Source organism: Pseudomonas sp. Leaf15 (assembly GCF_001421425.1).
Lineage (GTDB): Bacteria > Pseudomonadota > Gammaproteobacteria > Pseudomonadales > Pseudomonadaceae > Aquipseudomonas > Aquipseudomonas salomonii.
On the sequence record NZ_LMKI01000006.1, the window covers coordinates 1 to 17860 of the forward strand.

Here is a 17860-nt window from a genome sequence, read left to right on the forward strand (position 1 = left end):
CACCAGTGCTGGTTACGGCCTTTGCCCCGCCCGCGTTCTTCAACCTTACGATGAACCAGTTTGATGCGCGACAGCGCTACATCGAAGAGGTGGCGGGGCCTCCCACATTTTTTGATTCGGTTTCGGCAGTCAGCCATTCATGCTCTGAAAGTGCGCCAGCATTCGCTGCGCATCCGGCGTTTGGCCACTGAACAACTCAAACGCCTTCACCGCCTGAAACACCGCCATATTGCCGCCGTCCAGCGTGCGGCAACCCAGGGCGCGGGCGTCGCGCAGCAGTTCGGTTTCCAGCGGGAAATACACGATTTCCGCGACCCACAGTTCGGCTCGCAACAGCGCCGGCGGCACCGGCGTGCCGGGCAGTTTGGCCATGCCCATGGGCGTGGTGTTCACCAGGCCATCCGCCTCGGCCATGGCGTTTTCCAGGTGGTTGCCAACCTGGGCGCGACCGGCACCAAAGCGCTGCGCAAGGTTATCCACCAGGTCGCGGGCGCGGGCCATGTCCACGTCAAAAATACTCAAGTGCTGCACGCCTTCGGCCAGCAACGCATGGGCCACTGCTGCGCCCGCACCGCCGGCGCCCATCTGTACGACTCGCTCGCGCGCGACATCATGCAAGTTGCGCCGGAAACCTTCGGCAAACCCCAGGCAATCCGTGTTGTGGCCAATGCGCTTGCCATCCTTGAACACCACGGTATTGACGGCGCCAATGCCTCGCGCCTCGTCAGACAATTCATCGAGCAACGCCAGAACCACCTGCTTGCACGGGTAGGTAATGTTCAAGCCGGTAAAGTGCATCAACTCGGCCGCGTCCAGCAGGTCGGGCAGGGCGTTGATGTTCAGTTGCAGCGCTTCCAGGTCGATCAACTGGTACAGGTAGCGCAAGCCTTGGGCGTCGCCTTCCTGTTCATGCAGCGCGGGCGTGCGGGAGGCCTGGATGCCGGCGCCGATCAGGCCGGCGAGGATGCGCGGTTTCATCGGGCGGATCCTTTGAGGCTGTGGCTGAAGTGTTCCAGCGCCAGGTGATAACCGTGGCTGCCGAAGCCTGCAAGCACCGCCTTGGCAATGGGCGATACAAACGAGTGGTGCCTGAACGCCTCGCGCGCATGCACATTGGATAAATGCACTTCAATCACCGGCACTTCACTGGCCACCAGTGCGTCGCGAATCGCTACGGAGGTGTGGGTCCAGGCCGCCGGGTTGATCACGATACCAGCGCAACGGGCGCGGGCACCGTGGATCCAGTCGAGCAGTTCACCTTCGTGGTTGGTCTGGCGAAATTCGATTTTCAACCCCAGGTTTTCCGCGCTGCGACCGCACAGTGCGGCGATGTCGGCCAGGGTTTCATGCCCGTAGGTAGCAGGCTCGCGGGTGCCGAGCAGGTTGAGGTTGGGGCCGTTGAGCACCAGCACGATGGGCGGCATAAAGGGTATCTCCACACTTATTATTGGTTGTGCGGATAAAATGTACTGGATGGTTAATTTGGTCAATTGAAGGCGGCTGATGTGTTCGATTATCGAACGCTTATTCGCAGGCATACCGCCGTAGCATCAGATTCACGATCGATTGAAATCAACCTCGACGCCGAACGACGGCTGTTCATCGCCCGCCGCGACGTGGCGAACGTATTTGCTGGCGCGGATTCAGTTGAAGTATTACGCGGGGTTTCTGAGCGAGCAGGACTTGCGGGCGTTGGCAGGGTATTTCCAGCCGTCGGCATGAGTGGTTACAACCCCGCGTTCGCGGGGTTGTTCGTCGTTACTAATCTGTGAAACAGCTTCGCAAGGATGGAGCCGGTTGTCGGGTGCCACGGAAAAATTGTTACCTGACGGAAAATAACCTAACGGATGGGTTACGATGAGAGTAGGTGCTTACAAGGGATATGTGATTTCAGTGTTTTTGCGGGATGAACACTGCCCGCCCCACGTTCATGTCAGGGGCATGGCATGGGATGCGCGTTTTCGTTTCAGCTTTCTGGATGGAGACGTGGAGTTGTGGGATGTAGAGCCGGATCGCAGGCGGCCATCCACTGCGCTCCTGAAGGAAATACGCGAGGCGATCATGCAGCCGCACTACCTGGCGCGGGCGCGCAGGATCTGGTGGGAGAAGCTGCAAACGGTTTGCCTGGAGAATCATTCCTGGGATTGGGAAGCCGATGAGGTATTGCCGGGGCTGATCATTCAGCGCGGTGTTTATGTGATTGCACGTGCCCGGCACGATGTCGTGGGGCAGAAGACAATTTTGAATCTGGTCAGGGCACCGGGTTTTGTGGAGATTGATTTATGAAAAAAATCGTAAAAGCCAAAGTCGTGCCCTACAAGCCGCTCACTGACGCCGATGTCGACAAGGCAATCGCCCGTGGGCGCAAGCTCAAACGTCTGTACGCCAATGCCAGCAACGTGCGCTATGAACACGAGTGCATTTCCATCGGTTTCAGCGACGGCAGCCGCGTCGTGTTGCCTGTGGCCGGGCTGCCGGAGTTCGAAGGGTTTTCCCTGGAGGACTTTCAGCAGCTGGAGGTCGGCTTTGGCGGCAAGGCGCTGTGCTGTGAGGCGCAGGATCTGGACGTGTCGATCACCGGGCTCATCGCCACCAGCCAGCCCTTGATGGACCTGGCGACAAGCCTGGTAGCATCGCGCAACGGTCGCAAGAGCAGCGCCGCCAAAACCGCCGCCGCCCGAGCCAATGGCAAGAAGGGCGGTCGACCACGCAAGGAGCCGTTGGATAACGGTGATTCAACAGATGCATGAAAACCCAGTGTGGGAGCTGGCTTGCCTGCGATAGCGGTGTATCCGTTGACCGATGCAGGGCAGGCCTACCGCCATCGCAGGCAAGCCAGCTCCCACAGTTTACCGCCGAGTCAATAACACCCCGGATTCCATATGGTGCGTCCATGGGAACTGGTCAAACATCGCACACTGGGTAATCCGGTGCGTGTCATGCAGTTGCGCAATGTTCGCCGCCAACGTCTCCGGGTTGCAGGAGATGTACAGGATATTGTCGAAGCGACGGGTCAGTTCGCAGGTGTCCGGGTCCATGCCGGCGCGCGGTGGGTCGACGAAGACGCTACCGAATTCGTAACTCTTCAGGTCGATGCCGTGCAGACGGCGGAACGGTCGAACTTCGTTGAGTGCCTCGGTGAGTTCTTCGGCAGACAGGCGCACCAGGGTGACGTTAGCCACTGCGTTTTCATCGAGGTTGCTTAAGGCCGCATTCACCGAGGTCTTGCTGATTTCGGTGGCCAGTACCTTACGCACACGGGTTGCCAGTGGCAGGGTGAAGTTGCCGTTGCCGCAGTACAGCTCCAGTAAATCATCCGGGCGATCGCCCAAGGCTTCATAGGCCCAGTTGAGCATCTTCTGGTTCACGGTGCCGTTGGGCTGGGTGAACGCGCCCTCGGGTTGGCGATAGCTGAACGTGCGGCCACCGACCTCGAGTTTTTCCACCACATAATCGTGGCCGATCACATCGCGCTTGCCCTTGGAGCGGCCGATGATGCTGACATTCAAGTCCGCCGCCAGCTTGTTCGCAGCCGTGTGCCAATGCTCGTCCAGCGGGCGGTGATAGCACAGGGTGATCATCGCGTCGCCGGCCAGTGTGGTCAGGAACTCCACTTGGAACAGCTTGTGGCTCAAGGCTGCGCTGGCTTGCCAGGCGGCTTTGAGTTGCGGCATCAACTGGTTGATGCGTTGGCTGGCGATCGGGAATGCTTCGATCAGGATCGGCGTGCGTTTGTCGTCCTGGGAGAACATCGCGTAGTGGCGCTCACCGCCTTCGCGCCACAGGCGGAACTCCGCGCGCAGGCGGAAGTTCTGCAGCGGCGAATCGAATACTTGCGGTTCGGGTGCGTCGAACGGTGCCAACAGGTCACGCAGGCGCGTGACCTTGTCTTGCAGTTGAGCGGTGTAGCTTGTGGCGTCAAAAGTCATGCGTTGAACCAGCCCAGCTTGATCACAAACAGAATCGACAGGATTACCAGTGCCGGGTTCAGCTCACGGTAGCGGCCCGAAAGCAGCTTGATGGCGGTCCAGGCGATGAAACCGAAGGCGATGCCGTTGGCGATGGAGTAAGTGAAAGGCATCGCCAGGGCGGTGACCACCACCGGCGCTGCAACAGTAATGTCATCCCAGTCGATTTCGGCCAGGCCCTGGGTCATCAGCACGGCCACGAACAGCAGTGCCGGCGCGGTGGCAAATGCTGGAACACTGGCGGCCAGTGGCGAGAAGAACAGCGCCAGCAGGAACAGGATGGCGACCACGATGGCGGTCAAACCGGTACGGCCACCGGCACTCACGCCCGCAGCCGACTCGATGTAGCTGGTGGTGGTCGACGTACCCAGCAGCGAACCGGCCATGGCGGCGGTACTGTCGGCGATCAGTGCACGGCCCATTTTCGGCATGTGGCCGTCCTTGCCCATCAGGCCTGCGCGTTTGGCCACACCGATCAGGGTGCCGGAGTTGTCGAACAGGTCAACGAACAGGAAGGCGAAGATCACGCTGACCAGGCCGATATCCAGCGCACCCTTGATATCCAGTTGCAGGAAGGTCGGGGCCAGGGACGGTGGCATCGAGGTCACGCCGCCGAACGGGGTGAAGCCCATCGCGATAGATACGATGGTCACCGCCAGGATGCCGATCAGCACCGCGCCGCGTACCGCCAGGGCTTCCAGCGCCACGATCAGCGCGAAACCCAAGGTAGCGAGGATCGGCGCCGGTTGTTTCAGGTCGCCGAGGCCGACCATGGTGGCCGGGTTGCTGACCACGATACCGGCATTGTGCAGGGCGATCAGCGCCAGGAAGAGGCCGATACCGGCGGCAATCGCCGAGCGCAGCGGCAGCGGGATGCTGTTGATGATCCACTCACGGATGCGGAAGATCGACAGCAGGAAGAACAACACCGCCGATATGAATACCGCGCCCAACGCGACTTGCCAGGTGTGGCCCATGTGCAGGACCACGGTGTAGGTGAAGAAGGCGTTGAGGCCCATGCCCGGCGCCAGCGCGATCGGGTAGTTGGCGATCATGCCCATCACGGTCGAACCGATGGCGGCGGCCAGGCAGGTGGCGACAAACACCGCGCCCTTGTCCATGCCGGTCTCGCCGAGGATGCTCGGGTTCACGAACAGAATGTAGGCCATGGCCAGAAAGGTCGTGATACCCGCGAGAATCTCGGTGCGCACGTTGGTGTTGTGTGCTTTGAGTTGAAACAGCTTTTCCAGCATGCCGGCTCCCTGTGACGCTATTTTGCGTCGTTATTTGTTGACCTCTAAGTCAAAGCACAAACTGCGCCAAGCGGCTGTGGTTTCAGAGAGGATCGGAAAAAGCGGCGCATGATACCAGCAGCCGACGCGATGTGGCGGATAGGCTGCGTATTCTCGAATCTGGCCTTGAGGCATACTGCGCCGACGTTAAACACAGGGTCGTTATCAGCATGAAAAAAGCCAACGCCAGCAGTCTAGCTCTGTTCGCCGTAATCGGCCTGGGGCTCGTGGCACCGGCGTGGGGCGCGGCTGCACCGCCCTTGAGCGAGGTGCGGGTATTCAAGGTCGAATCGGCACGTTGCACGGAAACCATCCCCACGGGAGTGACGACCACCCAGATGTGCACCCATCGTGGGCAGACCAGGGTTTCGGTGATGGAAGTCGGCCTGGGCAAAAGCCCGATGGGGCGCTTCAACGGCGCCGAATTGAATGGGCAACGCACGCCGGTGTGTCAGGTGGGCAACATCAGCGAAGTCTGTAACGGCGCAGGCACTGTGATGGGCTACATCTATGTGTTTGACCTGAATGTCCAGGCCCAAGGCTGGTTCGAATACAGCAATATCTCGATCAATGGCGCGCAGAACACCTTGAAACTCGAGTTCAACATCCTCTGATCAATCCCCTTGAACGCTCACTACCTCGGGAAGTCGTAGCCCTTAGACGGCGACTTTCCTGAACGCCGCGGATGTGCACCAACCCGTGAGGTGTTTATGAGCGCGAACCCTAATGGCACGACGACCCAACCGTTCGTCAGCCACCCGATACGCCTGACCCTGAATGGCCAGGACCGCCAGCTGCAGGTGTTGCCCTGGACCACCTTGCTGGACCTGCTGCGCGAACAGCTGGATCTGGTGGGTAGCAAAAAAGGCTGTGACCACGGCCAGTGCGGCGCCTGCACGGTGTTGCGCGATGGCAAGCGTATCAACGCCTGCCTGACCCTGGCGGTGATGTGCGACGGTGCCGAATTGACCACCATTGAGGGCCTGGCCGACGGCGACCGGTTGCACCCGATGCAGCAGGCCTTTATCCAGCATGACGCGTTCCAGTGCGGCTACTGCACGCCTGGGCAGATTTGCTCCGCCGTCGGCCTCGCCAATGAAGGCCGCGCCCACAACACCGGGCAAATCCAGGAACTGATGAGCGGCAACCTGTGCCGCTGCGGGGCCTACAGCAATATTCGCGATGCCATTGAGGACGTCGTGCTGAGAGGTGACCAATGAACCCCTTCCAGTACAGCAAGCCGGCCGATGTGCAGGAGGCCGTGCACCTGAGCAGCGCGACGTCGCGGTTTATCGCCGGCGGCACCAACCTGTTGGACCTGATGAAAGAAAACATCAGCCGCCCCGAACACCTGATCGACATCACCGGCTTGGCGCTCAACGGCGTAGAGGAGACCGCCGACGGCGGGGTGATGATCGGCGCGTTGGTCAGCAATGCCGACCTGGCCTGGCACCCGCTGATCGAAGCGCGTTACCCATTGCTGTCCCAGGCCATCCTGGCGGGCGCCTCGCCGCAACTGCGCAATATGGCCAGTACCGGCGGTAACCTGTTGCAACGTACCCGTTGCTACTATTTCTATGATGCCAGCGTGCCGTGCAATAAACGTGAACCTGGCAGCGGCTGCCCGGCGCGCGCGGGGTTGAACCGCATCCATGCGATCCTCGGCGCCAGCGAACATTGCGTGGCCACCCATCCCTCAGACATGTGCGTCGCCCTGGCAGCGCTGCAGGCGCGGGTGCATGTAGAAGGGCGTGGCGGTGCGCGGGTGATCGAGTTTGCCGACTTTCATCGCTTGCCCGGCGACACGCCTGAGCGCGACAACCTGCTGGCCGACGACGAGCTGATCACCGCCATCGAACTGCCGCCTGATCATCTCGCCAACCATAGCCACTACCTGAAAATTCGTGACCGTGCGTCCTACGCCTTCGCGCTGGTCTCCGTTGCCGCCGCGCTGGAACTGGAAGGCGACACCATCGTCGATGCGCGCCTGGCCCTTGGCGGTGTGGCCCACAAACCCTGGCGCGATCGCGCCGTCGAAGCCGCGCTGATCGGGCAAGCGGTCAGCCGCGAAACCTTCAGCCAGGCCGCTGACGCCTTACTGCAGGACGCCGAACCCTTGGAACACAACCGCTTTAAAATCAAGCTGGCACGCCGCGCAATTATCCGTGCCCTGAGCGACGCCGCTGTCGCAGGAGAACGCCCATGACCGCCGTCGGCAAACCCCTGGACCGTGTTGACGGTCTGCTCAAGGTCACCGGCCAGGCGCGTTATGCCGGTGAGTTTCCAGGCAACGACTTGCTGCATGGCAGTGTTGTCTCAAGCACGATTGCCAAGGGCCGGGTAATCCGGATCGACGCGTCCAAAGCCCTGGCGCTGCCGGGCGTGGTCAGGGTGCTTGATCATCTGAACCGCCCCCAACTTGCCAGCTACGATGAGGCCTTCGCCGACGCCGATGCGGCCGACGGCTCGCCGTTTCGCCCGCTGTATAACGACCGCGTGCTTTATAACGGGCAACCCCTGGCCCTGGTGATCGCCGACAACCTTGAACTGGCGCGGCACGCTGCTTCGCTGGTCGAGATCGAATACGCGAGCGAGGCGTTTGCCACTGACCTTGCGGCCCAGCAGGAGCAGGCGCACCCCTCGCCGCAAACGCCGCCCAAGCCACGGGGCAACTTCCAGGCTGAATGGGCTGCCGCCGCCGTCAGCCTGGATATGCACTACAGCACGCCCATCGAGCACCACAACCCGATGGAACCCCACGCCAGCACCGTGCTGTATCAGCCGGACGGCACCCTGCATATCCACGACAAGACCCAGGGCCCGCAGAACTGCCAGGCCTATGTGCAAAAAGTCTTCGGTCTGGATAAAAGCCAGGTACGGATTTTTGCCGCATTCGTCGGCGGTGCCTTTGGCTCGGGCCTTCGCCCGCAGTATCAATTACCGCTGGCGGTGATGGCAGCGTTGGCACTCAAGCGTTCGGTGCGCGTCACCTTGACCCGTCAACAGATGTTCACGTTCGGCTACCGCCCGCGCACCCTGCAGCGTTTGCAACTGGGCGCTGCTGCCAATGGTCGCCTGTTGGCGTTGGGCCACACTGCGATTGGCCAGACTTCGCGCTTCGAAGATTTCAGCGAACATGTGGTGGAGTGGAGCGGGATGCTCTACCACTGCGACAACGTGCAACTGACCTACAAACTGGTGCCCCTGGACGTGTCCACGCCGATGGACATGCGCGCGCCGGGCGCCGCGTTGGGCGTGATTGGCCTGGAATGTGCGATGGATGAACTGGCCTGCGCCCTGGGGATGGACCCTGTGCAACTGCGCCTGATCAACTACGCCGAGCGCAACCAGAACGAAGACAAACCCTGGTCGAGCAAAGCCCTGCGCGAGTGTTACCGCGAAGGCGCCGAGCGCTTCGGCTGGAGCCAGCGCAACCCCGAACCGCGCAGTATGCGTGACGGCAACCAATTGATCGGTTGGGGCATGGCCGGTGGTGTGTGGGAAGCCCTGCAGATGAAGGCCAGCGCCAAGGCGCAGTTGGATGCCCAAGGCCAATTGACCGTCAGCAGCGCCACCACCGATATCGGCACCGGCACCTACACGGTGATGACCCAGATTGCCGCGCAAACCAGCGGTGTGGCGATGGCCGATGTGCGTTTTCTGCTGGGAGACTCGTCGTTACCCACGGCGCCGTTACAGGGCGGCTCGTTTACCGTCTCGTCCGTCGGCACTGCGGTGCAGCAGGCCTGCGAAGCGCTGAACGCCAAGCTGCTGGCGATTGCCCGGCAGACTTACCCGGTGTTCAAAGACGCAGAAACGGTGCGCTTTGAAGACGGCCAGTTGCATACAGGGAACGTGAGTGTGTCCCTGGCGCAACTGGTCAAGGACAGTGGTGAGGAGGTATTGACCGTCCAGGTTGACAGCCAGCCAGACAAAAAGCGCGAAGGCTATGCGACGGCGACCCATTCGGTGGTGTTTGTCGAGGTTCAGGTCGATGAAGACCTAGGCACGATCAAGGTACGTCGGGTGGTCAGCGCCATTGCCGCCGGGCGCGTGGTCAACCCGAAAATGGCCCGCAGCCAGATCCTCGGCGGCGTGGTCTGGGGCATCGGCATGGCACTGCATGAAGAAACCCAGGTCGACCATCAACTGGGGCGCTACATGAACCACAGCCTGGCTGAGTACCACATCCCGGTAAATGCCGACATCGGCGACATTGAAGTGATTTTTGTCGACGAACACGACGAAATCGTCAACGCCCTGGGCTCCAAGGGCGTGGGTGAAATCGGCATTGTCGGGGTGGCGGCAGCAGTGGCAAATGCGATTTACCACGCCACCGGCAAGCGGGTTCGGGAGTTTCCTATCACCCTGGATAAGGTGCTGTAGCGCAGGTCTTCAAACCTCCGCAGATCCAATTGTGGGAGCTGGCTTGCCTGCGATTGCGGTATGTCAGCTAAAAATCAGTGACTGACACTCCGCCATCGCAGGCAAGCCAGCTCCCACATTGACTACTTTTCAACCAGGTTATAGCTTGGTTTCTTCCACCGGCACATGCATGCGATCGCGGTTGGCCAGGGTCGGAAACAGCTTGATCCACACTCCCGTCACCAACAGCGTACCAATCCCGCCCATGACCACGGCGGGCACGGTGCCGAACCAGTGGGCGGTAATCCCCGATTCAAACTCGCCCAGTTGGTTGGATGCGCCGATAAACAGGCCGTTGACCGCACTGACCCGCCCGCGCATTTCATCCGGTGTTTCCAGCTGCACGAACGATGCGCGGATCACCATGCTGATCATGTCCGCCGCGCCCAGCACCACCAATACCGCCAGGGAGAACCAGAACGATGTCGACAGGCCGAACGCAATGGTTGCCACGCCAAACACACCGACGGCGGTAAACATCACGCGCCCGACATGGCGGTCTACCGAGAACCTCGCCAGCCACAGCGACATCAACAACGCGCCCACCGCCGGTGCTGAACGCAACAGGCCCAGCCCCCAGGCGCCGGTCAGCAGAATGTCCTTGGCGAACACCGGCAGCAACGCCGTGGCGCCGCCCAGCAATACGGCGAACAGGTCCAGCGAGATGGCGCCGAGAATGTCCGGGCGGCTGCGAATAAAGCGGATCCCGGCCAGCAGCGAATCCATGGTTGCCTTGGCTTTATTGAGCGGCGTCTGGCGCGCGGGCAGGTTGAGGGTCAGCACGCAGGCGATCAGGTACAGCACCACGGTCGGGCCATACACCCACACGCTGCCAAACGCATAGAGCAAGCCGCCCAACGCCGGCGCGACGATGGTGGCCAGTTGCTGCGCCGATTGCGACGAGGCCACGGCACGCGGGAACAGCGCGCTGGGCACGATGCTCGGCAGCAGCGCCTGGGTGGTGGGCATCTCAAACGAGCGTGCGGCGCCGAGCAGGAAGGCGAGGATAAAGATCATCTCGCGGGTCACGTTGCCTGTCAGCCCGCCGATGGCCAGGGACAGGGCAATCAAAGCCTGCACGGTCTGGCAGATGGCGGCGACCTTGCGCCGCTCATAACGATCGGCCACGTGGCCTGTGTGCAACATGAACAGCACGCGTGGAACAAACTCCACCAAACCGACCAGGCCCAGGTCCAGCACATTGCCGGTCAGTTGGTAGAGGTTCCAACCGATGGCCACGGTAAGCATCTGGAAACCGCTGGCGGTGAAGATACGCGCCAGCCAGAACGCGATGAAAGGGCGGTGGTGACGCAACAGCAACGCAGGTTCACTAGGCATCGGGAAGTCAGGTCAGGAGCAGAGGGAGCAGGCAGATTAGCATCAAGCTGTAACAAATAGTTGCAAGAACTGAGCTGAGGCAACCTGTCACGCGTCAATGAACCACACGGCTTTCGTCCGAAAATGGGACTACTCTTTCAGCAATGCTTGATCCAGATCAAAACCGGCCCCGGGATTGGTCTGGCGGCCGCAAGGCCAGAATCCCTACGTGATGGGTAAAAAAAGAAACGAATTGAAATTCGCCACACTCCATATCCGTGGGGGCAGTGGGTGCAGGCTCCCGCCAGCAGCCGGTATTACCTGACAGAGGAAGACTTATGTTCGGTTTGGAGGCGCTAGATCTCGCCCGAATTCAATTCGCGTTCACCATCTCGTTTCACATCCTGTTCCCGGCGATCACCATCGGCCTGGCCAGTTACCTTGCGGTGCTGGAAGGCTTGTGGCTCAAGACCCATAACGATACCTACCGTGATCTCTACCATTTCTGGTCGAAGATCTTTGCCGTCAACTTCGGCATGGGGGTGGTTTCGGGCTTGGTCATGGCCTATCAGTTTGGCACCAACTGGAGTCGCTTTTCGGACTTCGCCGGTGCCGTAACCGGGCCACTACTTACGTACGAAGTGCTCACGGCCTTCTTCCTTGAAGCGGGTTTTCTCGGGGTGATGCTGTTCGGCTGGAACAAGGTGGGGCGCAAGCTGCACTTCTTTGCCACGGTGATGGTGGCCGTCGGTACGCTGATCTCGACCTTCTGGATCCTGGCCTCCAACAGCTGGATGCAGACCCCGCAAGGCTTTGAAATCATCGACGGCCGGGTGATTCCCACCGACTGGCTGGCGGTGATCTTCAACCCGTCGTTCCCCTACCGCCTGATGCACATGGCCACGGCCGCCTTTGTGGCGACCGCGTTCTTCGTCGGTTCTTCGGCAGCCTGGCATTTGCTGCGCGGCAAGGACAACCCGGCGATCCGCACCATGTTGTCGATGGCGATGTGGATGGCCCTGATCGTGGCGCCTATCCAGGCGGTGATCGGTGACTTCCATGGCCTCAACACCTTGAAGCACCAACCGGCGAAAATCGCCGCGATTGAGGGCCACTGGGAAAATATCGGCAATGAGCCGACGCCGCTGATCCTGTTCGGCTGGCCGGACATGAAAGCCGAGAAAACCAAATACGCGGTGGAGATTCCGTATCTCGGCAGCCTGATCCTGACCCACTCCCTGGACAAACAGGTGCCGGCGCTCAAGGAGTTCCCGCCTGAAGACCGTCCTAATTCGACCATTGTGTTCTGGTCGTTCCGGGTCATGGTCGGCCTGGGCTTCCTGATGATTTTCACCGGTCTGTTCAGCCTGTGGCTGCGCCGGGGCGACAAGATGTACACGTCCAGGCCGTTCCTGTACCTGGCACTGTGGATGGGCCCGTCCGGCCTGATCGCGATTCTTGCCGGTTGGTTCACCACCGAAATCGGCCGACAGCCGTGGGTGGTCTACGGGTTGATGCGCACGGCGGACGCGTCCTCCGGGCATAGCCTGGCGCAGATGACCATTACGCTGGTGCTGTTTGTGGTGGTGTACTTCGCGCTGTTCGGCGCCGGGTTGGGCTACATGATGCGCCTGGTGCGCAAAGGCCCGCAGACCCACGAAGGCAGCGAGCCAACCCATGGTGGCCCTGGCCAGAAACGTACACCGGCCCGTCCGTTGTCCGCCGCCGATGACGGCAGCGACGACGACCACGCCCACATCCAGCACAAGGGGAATTGAGATGGGTATTGATCTTCCGCTGATCTGGGCCGTGATCATCATCTTCGGCATCATGATGTACGTGGTGATGGACGGCTTCGATTTGGGCATCGGCATCCTCTTTCCGTTTATCCCCGGCAAAGTCGACCGTGACGTGATGATGAACACCGTCGCACCGGTATGGGACGGCAACGAAACCTGGCTGGTACTCGGTGGCGCGGCATTGTTTGGCGCGTTCCCGCTGGCCTATTCGGTGGTGCTGTCGGCGCTGTACCTGCCGCTGATCCTGATGCTGATCGGGCTGATCTTCCGGGGCGTGGCCTTTGAGTTCCGCTTCAAGGCCAAGGACGACAAGCGTCACCTGTGGGACAAGGCGTTTATCGGTGGCTCCATCGCCGCGACGTTTTTCCAGGGCGTGGCGCTGGGGGCGTTTATCGATGGCATTCCGGTGGTGAATCGCCAGTTTGCCGGCGGTTCGCTGGATTGGCTCACGCCATTCACCCTGTTCTGTGGCGTTGCACTGGTGGTCGCCTATGCCTTGCTCGGCTGCACCTGGCTGATCATGAAAACCGAAGGCAAGTTGCAGGAGCAGATGCACAACCTGGCGCGGCCATTGGCCTTTGTGGTGCTGGCGGTGATCGGCATCGTCAGCTTGTGGACGCCGCTGGCGCATCCGGAAATCGCTTCACGCTGGTTCACCCTGCCGAACCTGTTCTGGTTCCTGCCGGTGCCGATTCTGGTGCTGGTGACCATGTACGGGTTGATCCGCGCCGTGGCGCGTAATGCCCACTACACGCCGTTCCTGCTGACGCTGGTGCTGATCTTCCTCGGCTACAGCGGCTTGGGCATCAGCCTGTGGCCGAACATCATTCCGCCTTCCGTGTCGATCTGGGACGCCGCTGCTCCACCGCAGAGCCAGGGCTTCATGCTGGTGGGCACGTTGTTCATCATCCCGTTTATCCTGGGCTACACCTTCTGGAGCTACTACGTGTTCCGCGGCAAGGTCACCCACGAAGACGGCTACCACTAGGAGGGTCGTTGTATGTCCGGCAAACCTTCGTTACACGAGATTGAACAGGCCGAGAAACAGCCGTTATGGCGGCGCCTGGGGTGGCTGGCGATGATCTGGACCGGCAGCGTGCTGGCCCTGTTCGTCGTGGCCAGCCTGATGCGCATGTTCATGAATGCCGCCGGCCTGACCACTCACTGATATCCCGATCCGGGCTTTGCGGCCCGGTTTTCCAGCCCTCGCTACGAGGGCTTTTTTATTTGCGGGCTTTGAGAATGACGAACTTCGGCGTGGCGGCTACTTGTTCAACGCCACGGAACAAACGCGCCAATTTGCTGTGATAACCCAGGTGGCGGTTGCCGACGATATAAAGGGCACCGCCCACTACCAGGGCTTCGCGCGCCTGCTGGAACATGCGCCAGGCCAGGAAGTCGCCGACCACCTGTTGCTGGTGAAACGGCGGGTTGCACAGCACCACGTCCAAGGATTGCGGTTCCTGGCCGGCGAGGCCATCGGCGGCGCGTACGGTGACCTCGCGCGCACCGAAGGCGGCCTGCCAGTTCTCGGCCGCCGACTGCACGGCCATGTAGGACTCATCCACCAGGGTGTACTGCGCGTCGGGGTTTTGCAGGGCGCTGGCAATTGCCAGCACGCCGTTGCCGCAGCCCAGGTCCGCGACGCGCGCGCTGCCGAGATTGGTTGGCAGGTGCGGGAGGAAGGCGCGGGTGCCGATGTCCAGGCCTTCGCGGCAGAACACGTTGGCGTGGTTCAACAACTCGATGGTCGGTGTGTCTAGTGTGTAGCGAGTAGGGTAGGGCGAGACGGCGGCCGGGCGGTCTTCAGCCGTGGCGATCAGCAACCGGGCTTTTTTCATGGCGAGGGAGGCGTGCATCGGGCCGATATAGCGCTCCAGCAACTCGCCCGCCGCCCGTGGCAGGTGCTTGATCATTGCACCGGCAATGACTTGAGCGCCTGGCGCCAACTGCCCTTGCAGGCGGATCAACTGTTCTTCCAGCAGGGCCAGAGTCTTTGGCACGCGGATCAGCACGCGGTCGAACGGCCCGGCCGGCAGCTGGCTGGCGGGCACGAATGCCACGGCATCAAAGGTCTTGCCGTTGCGTACCAGGTTTTTTTCCAGACCCTGGGCCGCCAAAAACGAGTCGCCGCTGGATGTGACCTGCACCTGGCCTTCAAGGCTGGCCGCCAAGGCGCCGAAGCTGTCGTTGAGCACCAGTACACGGGTTGCCGCGCCAGGCTGCTGCTCGGCCAGGTAGCTGAGCAGGTACTCGTCGGCGGCATCGAAGGCCTGCAACGGGTCATTGTGTTGCTCTGGCTGGCGAATCAGGTCGAGCTGGGCGAAGGGGCTGTCAAGCAGGGGCATGGCGGGGGGAGCTCTGGGTCATCGATGGGGCGGCAGCGGGCACGGGAGGCCGGCGCAACCATCTGAGTGAACAACGAAGTGGCACCCATGCGCCGTATCAACACTCAGAATTGGCCGTAAATGTTACTTTTTTTTCGGCGCGATTACATGCAGTGTTTCTTCAGCGGTTAAAACAACCCGGCTTTGGAGGCGCACAGCACGGCCGCAATCTTGTTATTGACCCCAAGTTTTCTCAAGCAACTGCTGATATGGAAGCCCACGGTGCGCTCCGACAGGCACAGGATCATGGCAATTTCGCACGCCGTCTTGCCCAAGGCTGAATACCTGAGGATTTCTGTTTCTCGTGGCGTCAACTTGCAAGGCGCCGTGACGCTGGTTTTTTCGGCATATTCTTGTGCCACCGCCGCGTGCATCACGTGGCAAAGCCAGAGGACCTGGCCGGCTTTCTCGTAAAGCTCTTCCGGGCTGACTTCGCCGTTGCTGCGGCCCAGGGTGAGCATGCTGAACACGCCTTGAAAGTCGTGCACGGCCTGGGTCCACCCCAAATGCACACCAAAGGATTGGGCCAACGACCATAAATGTGGCGTGGTATTGAATGTTTTTTCATCCCACATGATGGGCATCACACTGCTTTTGCAGTGGGCGACGACCGGATCAATATCAAAGAAATGCGCTTGTTTGTAGACGTTGTTCCATTCGCTTGGGTAGTTGTTGAAGTGAATGGGTTTTGTTTGAGTGCCTGATTGTTGTGAGCTCATCGTGAATGATCAGTATTTGAACCCGAGCTCATAGGTGTGATTGATCACCATCTCATAAATAGTGCTGATCTTGTTCTCACCTTCCAGTTTGGGGAGTCGTGTATTGCGCCAGTTGACCATCGGTAACTCTCCATAGGTGTTATTGCCTGGGCACGTCCTATATCCCAGCGAGTACGGAAATCAGTGTAGGACAAAGCCTACAACTCGTAGCGTGAAAAAAATTTACTGATTGTTGGTATTTTCTTTGTTTAATACTTATACGCCGAGTCATCTTTTGTACATGTATCGCGGTTGCGCTGAGAAAACTAATGATTTTAATGAGTTGGCAGTGATATTAAATTGATAGTGGTTTAAATACACAGTGACAGGTAATGGCCTGTTGGAAGGTGAGAAATAGCTAAATGTTTAGTTGGACTGGATAGATTCGATTTCAGCGCTCGCATGCGAACGGCTACCCGTTGCGCGTGGCAATGCCAGTACAAACCACCGGTGTTTCCCTGCGCGACTTTGAGGGACACTAGGGCACCTGTTCAACGGAGCCCCTCATGACGGCCAGTGCTGAGAAATTTACCCGCCAGACCTTGCTCGAGGTGCAATCGCTGACGCCCAGCCTTTTTACCCTGCGCACCACCCGTGATCCGGGCTTTCGGTTTACCGCCGGCCAGTTTGTGCGCTTGGGCGTGACCAAGGCGGACGGCAGCACGGTGTGGCGCGCCTATTCCATCGTGTCCTCGCCATTTGACGAACACTTGGACTTCTTCTCTATTGTGGTTCCGGGAGGCGAGTTCACCAGTGAATTAAGCCGCCTGAAGGTGGGCGATACCTTGATGGTGGAGCGCCAAGCCACTGGCTATCTGACCTTGAACCGCTTTGTGGACGGGCGTGATCTGTGGCTGCTGGGTACCGGCACCGGGGTGGCACCGTTTTTGTCGATCCTGCAGGACTTCGAGGTCTGGGAAAAATTCGAGCGCATCGTGCTGGTGTACAGTGCCCGAGAGGCCAGGGAGCTGGCGTATCAATCGCTGATTGACACGCTGGGCGAGCGCGAATACCTGGCCGAATACGCGCATAAACTCACCTACATTCCCATCGTTACCCGTGAGCAGCACCCTGGGGCGCTGAACGGGCGCATTACCACGCTGATCGAAAATGGCGAGCTGGAGCGCGCTGCCGGCGTAGCACTGGCGCCGGAGCACTCCCGCGTGCTGATCTGCGGCAACCCGCAGATGGTCGATGACACCCGCCAATTGCTCAAGCAGCGCGACCTGCAACTAAGCCTGAGCCGGCGCCCTGGGCAGGTGGCGGTGGAAAACTACTGGTAATAAAAAAGGCGCCTGAAACAGGCGCCTTTTCCAGGCAAACACCGGTTAAAGCGGCTTGTCGTTCTGTGCTTTGAGCAGATCACGGATCTCACCCAGCAGCAGCTCTTCCTTGGTCGGCGTCGGCGGCAGGCTTGGGGCTACAGCTTCTTCGCGTTTCAGGCGGTTGATGGCTTTCACGCCCATGAAGATGGCGAAGGCGACGATCACGAAGTCGATGACGCTCTGGATAAACTTGCCATAAGCCAGCACCACAGCGGGCACATCACCCTGCGCGGCCTTGAGGGTTATCGCCAGGTCCCCGAAGTCCACACCACCGATCAGCAGACCAATGGGTGGCATCACCACGTCGCCTACAAACGAGGAAACGATTTTGCCGAACGCGGCGCCGATGATGATACCGACGGCCATATCGACCACATTACCTTTGACCGCGAAGGCCTTGAACTCACTGATCACGCCCATAGGTTATTCCTTGTTACAGATGAGAAGGGTGGAGGTCAGTGTAAGTCAGTCGTAGCCCGCTCGCTCGACACAACCGTTAACACTGTCAATTTTTATCGACCCATTAAATCGCAAATAGTTTGCAAAGTGCCACCAATCGCGCGCGGAATACGCTTCAATTCAGGGGCTT

The 17860-nt window shown here is 60.1% G+C and carries 17 protein-coding genes and 2 pseudogenes; 11 read left to right on the top strand and 8 right to left on the bottom strand.

Annotated elements, in window-relative coordinates:
- Positions 1-129: 129 nt before the first annotated feature.
- Positions 130-978 (bottom strand): shikimate dehydrogenase, encoded by an 849-nt coding sequence (locus ASE80_RS06575; protein WP_056858206.1) that lies wholly within the window; start codon positions 976-978, stop codon positions 130-132.
- Positions 975-1424, bottom strand: a complete 450-nt coding sequence (aroQ, locus tag ASE80_RS06580) for a type II 3-dehydroquinate dehydratase (RefSeq protein ID WP_056858207.1) — start codon at positions 1422-1424, stop codon at positions 975-977. The genes ASE80_RS06575 and aroQ overlap by 4 nt, the downstream gene beginning before the upstream one ends.
- A 153-nt stretch (positions 1425-1577) precedes the next feature.
- Between aroQ and ASE80_RS29910 the strand changes: the two are divergent.
- The 3 genes and pseudogenes from ASE80_RS29910 to ASE80_RS06590 form a co-directional block, all read left to right on the top strand.
- Positions 1578-1722: pseudogene (locus ASE80_RS29910) on the top strand (peptidase); the annotation flags it as partial.
- Between the two features lie 135 nt (positions 1723-1857).
- Complete coding sequence (locus ASE80_RS06585) at positions 1858-2286, top strand: hypothetical protein (protein ID WP_056858208.1); 429 nt, start codon at positions 1858-1860, stop codon at positions 2284-2286.
- Positions 2283-2750, top strand: coding sequence for a DUF2442 domain-containing protein (locus ASE80_RS06590; protein WP_056858209.1), 468 nt, complete (start codon positions 2283-2285; stop codon positions 2748-2750). The genes ASE80_RS06585 and ASE80_RS06590 overlap by 4 nt, the downstream gene beginning before the upstream one ends.
- Before the next feature lie 99 nt (positions 2751-2849).
- On the opposite strand, the gene trmA is transcribed toward ASE80_RS06590, so the two are convergent.
- Complete coding sequence (gene trmA, locus ASE80_RS06595; RefSeq protein WP_056858210.1) at positions 2850-3929, bottom strand: tRNA (uridine(54)-C5)-methyltransferase TrmA; 1080 nt, start codon at positions 3927-3929, stop codon at positions 2850-2852.
- Positions 3926-5221, bottom strand: coding sequence for an NCS2 family permease (locus ASE80_RS06600; protein WP_056858211.1), 1296 nt, complete (start codon positions 5219-5221; stop codon positions 3926-3928). The genes trmA and ASE80_RS06600 overlap by 4 nt, the downstream gene beginning before the upstream one ends.
- Before the next feature lie 209 nt (positions 5222-5430).
- On the opposite strand from ASE80_RS06600, the gene ASE80_RS06605 reads away from it, so the two are divergent.
- The 4 genes from ASE80_RS06605 to ASE80_RS06620 all read left to right on the top strand — a co-directional run bounded on the left by ASE80_RS06605 (position 5431) and on the right by ASE80_RS06620 (position 9646).
- Complete coding sequence (locus ASE80_RS06605; protein ID WP_056858212.1) at positions 5431-5874, top strand: DUF4879 domain-containing protein; 444 nt, start codon at positions 5431-5433, stop codon at positions 5872-5874.
- Positions 5875-5970: 96 nt separating this feature from the next.
- Positions 5971-6480, top strand: a complete 510-nt coding sequence (locus ASE80_RS06610) for a (2Fe-2S)-binding protein (protein ID WP_056858213.1) — start codon at positions 5971-5973, stop codon at positions 6478-6480.
- Positions 6477-7466 (top strand): FAD binding domain-containing protein, encoded by a 990-nt coding sequence (locus ASE80_RS06615; protein WP_056858214.1) that lies wholly within the window; start codon positions 6477-6479, stop codon positions 7464-7466. The genes ASE80_RS06610 and ASE80_RS06615 overlap by 4 nt, the downstream gene beginning before the upstream one ends.
- Positions 7463-9646: a xanthine dehydrogenase family protein molybdopterin-binding subunit gene (locus ASE80_RS06620; RefSeq protein WP_056858215.1), complete on the top strand. Its 2184-nt coding sequence runs from the start codon at positions 7463-7465 to the stop codon at positions 9644-9646. Before ASE80_RS06615 ends, ASE80_RS06620 begins: the two co-directional genes overlap by 4 nt.
- Positions 9647-9784: 138 nt before the next feature.
- Here ASE80_RS06620 and ASE80_RS06625 read toward each other — a convergent pair whose 3' ends face one another.
- Positions 9785-11023, bottom strand: coding sequence for an MFS transporter (locus ASE80_RS06625; protein ID WP_056858216.1), 1239 nt, complete (start codon positions 11021-11023; stop codon positions 9785-9787).
- Between the two features lie 317 nt (positions 11024-11340).
- Between ASE80_RS06625 and ASE80_RS06630 the strand changes: the two genes are divergently transcribed.
- The 3 genes from ASE80_RS06630 to ASE80_RS29915 are packed head-to-tail and all read left to right on the top strand — an operon-like array spanning position 11341 to position 13969.
- Complete coding sequence (locus tag ASE80_RS06630; RefSeq protein WP_056858217.1) at positions 11341-12780, top strand: cytochrome ubiquinol oxidase subunit I; 1440 nt, start codon at positions 11341-11343, stop codon at positions 12778-12780.
- 1 nt (position 12781) lies between these two features.
- Entirely contained in the window at positions 12782-13789 is a 1008-nt protein-coding gene (gene cydB / locus ASE80_RS06635) for a cytochrome d ubiquinol oxidase subunit II (RefSeq protein ID WP_056858218.1), read from the top strand.
- A 12-nt stretch (positions 13790-13801) separates the two neighbouring features.
- On the top strand, positions 13802-13969 hold the full coding sequence (locus ASE80_RS29915; RefSeq protein WP_010206690.1) for a DUF2474 domain-containing protein: 168 nt from the start codon (positions 13802-13804) through the stop codon (positions 13967-13969).
- Between the two features lie 55 nt (positions 13970-14024).
- Here the strand turns inward: ASE80_RS29915 and ASE80_RS06640 are convergent, their stop codons facing one another.
- Positions 14025-15149 carry a methyltransferase gene (locus ASE80_RS06640; protein WP_056858219.1) on the bottom strand — a complete coding sequence of 375 codons (1125 nt, stop codon included), beginning with the start codon at positions 15147-15149 and terminating at the stop codon, positions 14025-14027.
- A gap of 167 nt (positions 15150-15316) precedes the next feature.
- Positions 15317-16027 (bottom strand): annotated as a pseudogene (locus ASE80_RS06645) (helix-turn-helix transcriptional regulator).
- A 425-nt stretch (positions 16028-16452) separates the two neighbouring features.
- Here ASE80_RS06645 and ASE80_RS06650 point away from each other — a divergent pair.
- A complete protein-coding gene (locus tag ASE80_RS06650; protein WP_056858220.1) occupies positions 16453-17229 on the top strand; it encodes a ferredoxin--NADP reductase in 777 nt (258 codons plus the stop codon).
- A gap of 45 nt (positions 17230-17274) precedes the next feature.
- On the opposite strand, the gene mscL is transcribed toward ASE80_RS06650, so the two are convergent.
- A complete protein-coding gene (gene mscL, locus ASE80_RS06655) occupies positions 17275-17691 on the bottom strand; it encodes a large-conductance mechanosensitive channel protein MscL (RefSeq protein ID WP_056858221.1) in 417 nt (138 codons plus the stop codon).
- Positions 17692-17860: the final 169 nt, after the last annotated feature.

Bases quoted from the DNA above. Each gene is read 5' to 3' on its own strand.
- ASE80_RS06630 (WP_056858217.1), top strand. From the start codon at position 11,341: ATGTTCGGTTTGGAGGCGCTAGATCTCGCCCGAATTCAATTCGCGTTC.
- mscL (WP_056858221.1), bottom strand. From the start codon at position 17,691: ATGGGCGTGATCAGTGAGTTCAAGGCCTTCGCGGTCAAAGGTAATGTG.
- ASE80_RS06585 (WP_056858208.1), top strand. From the start codon at position 1,858: ATGAGAGTAGGTGCTTACAAGGGATATGTGATTTCAGTGTTTTTGCGG.
- ASE80_RS29915 (WP_010206690.1), top strand. From the start codon at position 13,802: ATGTCCGGCAAACCTTCGTTACACGAGATTGAACAGGCCGAGAAACAG.
- aroQ (WP_056858207.1), bottom strand. From the start codon at position 1,424: ATGCCGCCCATCGTGCTGGTGCTCAACGGCCCCAACCTCAACCTGCTC.
- ASE80_RS06575 (WP_056858206.1), bottom strand. From the start codon at position 978: ATGAAACCGCGCATCCTCGCCGGCCTGATCGGCGCCGGCATCCAGGCC.
- ASE80_RS06625 (WP_056858216.1), bottom strand. From the start codon at position 11,023: ATGCCTAGTGAACCTGCGTTGCTGTTGCGTCACCACCGCCCTTTCATC.
- ASE80_RS06590 (WP_056858209.1), top strand. From the start codon at position 2,283: ATGAAAAAAATCGTAAAAGCCAAAGTCGTGCCCTACAAGCCGCTCACT.
- ASE80_RS06610 (WP_056858213.1), top strand. From the start codon at position 5,971: ATGAGCGCGAACCCTAATGGCACGACGACCCAACCGTTCGTCAGCCAC.
- ASE80_RS06640 (WP_056858219.1), bottom strand. From the start codon at position 15,149: ATGCCCCTGCTTGACAGCCCCTTCGCCCAGCTCGACCTGATTCGCCAG.
- ASE80_RS06615 (WP_056858214.1), top strand. From the start codon at position 6,477: ATGAACCCCTTCCAGTACAGCAAGCCGGCCGATGTGCAGGAGGCCGTG.
- ASE80_RS06650 (WP_056858220.1), top strand. From the start codon at position 16,453: ATGACGGCCAGTGCTGAGAAATTTACCCGCCAGACCTTGCTCGAGGTG.
- ASE80_RS06605 (WP_056858212.1), top strand. From the start codon at position 5,431: ATGAAAAAAGCCAACGCCAGCAGTCTAGCTCTGTTCGCCGTAATCGGC.
- ASE80_RS06620 (WP_056858215.1), top strand. From the start codon at position 7,463: ATGACCGCCGTCGGCAAACCCCTGGACCGTGTTGACGGTCTGCTCAAG.
- trmA (WP_056858210.1), bottom strand. From the start codon at position 3,929: ATGACTTTTGACGCCACAAGCTACACCGCTCAACTGCAAGACAAGGTC.
- ASE80_RS06600 (WP_056858211.1), bottom strand. From the start codon at position 5,221: ATGCTGGAAAAGCTGTTTCAACTCAAAGCACACAACACCAACGTGCGC.
- cydB (WP_056858218.1), top strand. From the start codon at position 12,782: ATGGGTATTGATCTTCCGCTGATCTGGGCCGTGATCATCATCTTCGGC.